Source organism: Acidihalobacter sp. (genome assembly GCF_037381185.1).
In the GTDB taxonomy this organism is placed as follows: domain Bacteria; phylum Pseudomonadota; class Gammaproteobacteria; order DSM-5130; family Acidihalobacteraceae; genus Acidihalobacter_A.
On the sequence record NZ_JARRQY010000108.1, the window covers coordinates 1 to 3730 of the forward strand.

Consider the following 3730-nt stretch of genomic DNA (forward strand, 5'->3'; position numbering starts at 1 on the left):
AGCGCCTCGACGCAGCAGACGGCGGGTGCGTCGCAGCAGACGGCGGCGGCGAGCGAGGAGCTGGCGCGCCTGGCGGCGCAGCTGCAGGGCCTGGTCGGGCAGTTCAAGGTGTAGTTGAGTGAACCAGCGTTGCCTCGGTGACGCATTCGCGCGGCGCCGAGGCAACTGCATTCTGTGAGGGGAAGCGCCCCGCGCGTGTTCGCCGCTCCGGGAGAAGCTGGGTTGCTCGCGCCGCGCTCCAAGGACAAGCTTAATGATTAAATGGTGACGCGGGCGATCTGCTGTGTTGCGCACTGCTCGTTTCTTCGCCTATCCACCTGCTAGGGAAGCGCTGATTTATTCGCCTGAGGCGTCTGTGCCGGTCGTGAGTCCGGGATAATGAGCCATCGTCTTCCTGAGCCGCCCGCGCTTGCTGCGAACCAAGAATCTGGCTCCGAGCAAGCAGACCGTGCTCACCCTGCTCGCAAAACTCTACGATCCGCACAGCGAAACCGGCGAGATCGAGGTCGCGCTCGGCAGCGATCCGACTCTCAGCTACAAGCTGATCAGACTTATCAATTCGGCTTTTTTCAGCCCGCCGCGAAATATCGAATCGCTGCATGACGCCATCGTCATGCTGGGCCGCAACAAACTGGCTACCTGGGCTTCCCTGATCGCCCTCGGCCAAATCGAGAACCGTCCGTCCGAGGTTCTCCGCATCGTATTGGCGCGCGCCAAAATGTGCGAACTCCTGGCGGAGCGCGCCGGGCTCCGCGGGGGCGACGGATTCGTCGTCGGCCTGTTCTCATCGCTGGACTTGCTGCTCGATCAGCCGCTGGAAGTCCTGCTCAAGCCGCTACCGCTCGCGCAATCGCTCAGAGACGCGATCCTGATGCATAGCGGAGCACTGGGAGCCATTCTGAAAGTCGCGCTCGGCTATGAGCAAAATCTCTGGTCGGACATCACGGCGTCGTCGCTGCCCATGGACGCACTACGGGAAGCCAGCATCGAAGCACTCGACTGGGCCAGCTCGCTGAGCGGATTGCTGGGCGACAGTTAAGTCGAAGGAACGCCTGCCCGAAAACGGCATTCTGCCGCTGAACCGTTGCGGCCGCAGGCTTCATACCGGTCGTCGGCACGTCACTTGCACCGCAATCGGTCATTATCCGACATGACCGAGGTTGACGATGAAACAAGGCCTGCGCCCCCTGGGCCACCCGGGCAATCGCTGGTGGGTGGACGAACACGAGGCGGATCTGTCACGCGTACCGGCCGAGCCGCGGCCGGTACGCGTGACTGCCGAGCCGCAGCACATCACGGTGGATCTGAACCGCACCGCGGTGGTCGTGATCGACATGCAGAACGACTTCTGCGCGCCGGGCGGCTGGCTGGACCACATCGGCGTCGACGTGACGCCCGCGCGCGGGCCGATCGAACCGCTGCAAGCGCTGCTGCCCGCGCTGCGCGCGGCCGGCATGCCGGTGATCTGGGTGAACTGGGGCAACCGTCCCGACCGCCTCAACCTCAGCCCCTCCGTGCAACACGTCTACAAACCCAGCGGCAAGGGCGTGGGCTTGGGCGATGCGTTGCCCGGCAACGGAGCGCCGGTGTTGCAGAAGGACAGCTGGGCCGCTGCGGTGGTCGACGAACTGGTGCAGGAACCAGGCGACGTACGCGTGGACAAGTACCGCATGAGCGGATTCTGGGACACGCCGCTGGACAGCATCCTGCGCAACCTCGGCGTCAGCAGCGTGCTGTTCGCCGGGGTCAACCTGGACCAGTGCGTGATGGCCACGCTGCAGGACGCGAACTGCCTGGGCTACGACTGCATTCTGCTGGAGGATTGTGCCACCACCACTTCGCCCGACTACTGCCGGTTGGCGACGCTGTACAACGTCAAGCAGTGCTTCGGTTTCGTGACCCGCTCGCCGGACTGGATCGAAGCCGTGCGGCCGTACGCGGAGTGAGCGCGTAGGCAGGCGGATGCACCGATTCGGTGCGCCCTACGGAGCCACCGTCCGCGGCCATGCGCAGCGCGCGGCGTGGAATGCATCTTGCTCCGCATGCGCGTATCGAACGTATCGTCAGGGAAGGGGGGGCACGATGGTTGTTGAGCGCTGCCATGCGGCGGCCGGTTCGGTCATGCGGGGCTGAGGCGGGTCGCATGCGCATTCATCTGGTGTATTCACATCCCTGCGAGGAGAGCTTCGGCAGCGCGGTGCACCGTGCCGCGCTGGAAGCCCTGCGCGGCGCCGGGCACGAGGTCGACGATCTGGACCTTTACGCCGAGGGCTTCCAGGCGGTGATATCGGCCGACGAGCGCCGCGGCTATCACGAACCCGCGGCCCAGCCGGCCGAGCTCGATGGCTGGGTGCGCCGCGTGCAGCGGACCGAGGGGCTGGTGTTCGTCTACCCGACCTGGTGGTACGGGCTGCCGGCCATGCTCAAGGGCTATCTGGACCGAGTCTACCGGCCGGGACTGGCTTTCCACATGGGCGGCGAGGGTGCCGGCATTCAGCCCGGCCTGCGCCATGTGCGCGTGTTCGCCGGGGTGTCCACCTACGGCGCGTCGTGGCTGTGGACGCGCTACGTCGGAGATCCCGGCCGGCGCACGCTGATGCGCGGCATCGGCGCCCTGTGCGCGCCGAACGCGCGCAAGCGCTGGCTGGCGCTGCACCGGATGGACGACAGCACGCCGCAGCAGCGCGAGCGCTTCCTGCAACGCGTGCACACGGAACTGTCCACCTTGGCGCCGGCGGCGTCGAAAAGCTAACGAAAACAAATGGAGACACTGGGATGAGTTTTGCCACCGCACCCATGCTCAAGGCGCCTGCCGATTATCAGGCCTTCCGTATCAGCCCCGACGATAGCAACCGGCTGGTCATCGTCTACGACGAAATCGGCGACGGCGTGCCCTTCATAACCTGCGTCGAGATATTCGACGTCGGTGGCCGCACGCCGCCCAACGCACACCGCGAAGCCTTCGAGCAGTTCTTCGTGCTCGCCGGCGAGGGCGTGGCGATCTGCGGCGATCGACGCCTGGCGTTGCGCCCCGGTGGCTGCCTGGTGGTGCCGCCGGGAGTGACTCACGTGGTCGAGAACACCGGCCCGACCCGTCTTTACACCCTGACCACCATGATCCCCGACGAGGCTTTCGGCCGCCTGATCCGCAACGGTACGCCGGACTCGCTGGACGAGGAGGATCTTGCGGTGCTGGCCGGACTGCCCTCCGGTCCGGTGCGGGCGGTTTCGTGAGCGCCTCGCGCGTCGCCGTGGTGGTCGACAGCCGCTACGGCAGCACCCTGGCGTTGGCCGAGGCGGTCGCCGCCGGCGCAGCGGGCGAGGGGGCGCAGGTGCGCCTGCGTCGCGCCGCTCTCGGTGAACCGGAGTACAGCGTGGACATCGGGCGCGACTCCTACGTCAGCGCCCGCGCCAGGCTCGAGGCCATGCCGCAGGCCGACATCGACGACCTGCGCTGGGCCGACGGCATCGTATTCGGCTCGCCCACGCGTTACGGCCTGATGTCCACGCCGCTGCGGGCGTTTATCGACGAGGTCGCGCCGTTGTGGCGCGAAGGCGCGCTGATCGGCAAGGTTGGTGCGGCCTTCACCAGCTCCGGCGGCATGCATTCCGGTCACGAAATGACCTTGATCACTACGCTGCTGCCGTTCCTGCAGCACGGCATGATCATCCTCGGCGTACCGCACAGCGTTCCCGAGCTGGTGCGCACGAAGAAGGGCGGTTCGCCCTA

5 protein-coding genes are annotated in these 3730 nt (G+C 66.4%); all 5 read left to right on the forward strand.

The genetic code is table 11. The features are described 5' to 3' along the window. The first annotated feature begins 409 nt into the window (after nucleotides 1-409). Entirely contained in the window at nucleotides 410-1039 is a 630-nt protein-coding gene (locus P8014_RS20320) for an HDOD domain-containing protein (protein ID WP_337819156.1), read from the forward strand. 127 nt (nucleotides 1040-1166) lie between these two features. After that, complete coding sequence (locus P8014_RS20325; protein ID WP_337819157.1) at nucleotides 1167-1946, forward strand: cysteine hydrolase family protein; 780 nt, start codon at nucleotides 1167-1169, stop codon at nucleotides 1944-1946. Nucleotides 1947-2143: 197 nt separating this feature from the next. Then, nucleotides 2144-2752, forward strand: a complete 609-nt coding sequence (locus P8014_RS20330) for an NAD(P)H-dependent oxidoreductase (protein ID WP_337819158.1) — start codon at nucleotides 2144-2146, stop codon at nucleotides 2750-2752. A gap of 23 nt (nucleotides 2753-2775) precedes the next feature. Beyond that, nucleotides 2776-3234 carry a cupin domain-containing protein gene (locus tag P8014_RS20335; protein ID WP_337819159.1) on the forward strand — a complete coding sequence of 153 codons (459 nt, stop codon included), beginning with the start codon at nucleotides 2776-2778 and terminating at the stop codon, nucleotides 3232-3234. Then, the coding region (locus P8014_RS20340) for an NAD(P)H-dependent oxidoreductase (protein WP_337819160.1) at nucleotides 3231-3730 on the forward strand (500 nt) is incomplete at its 3' end. The genes P8014_RS20335 and P8014_RS20340, both read left to right, overlap by 4 nt.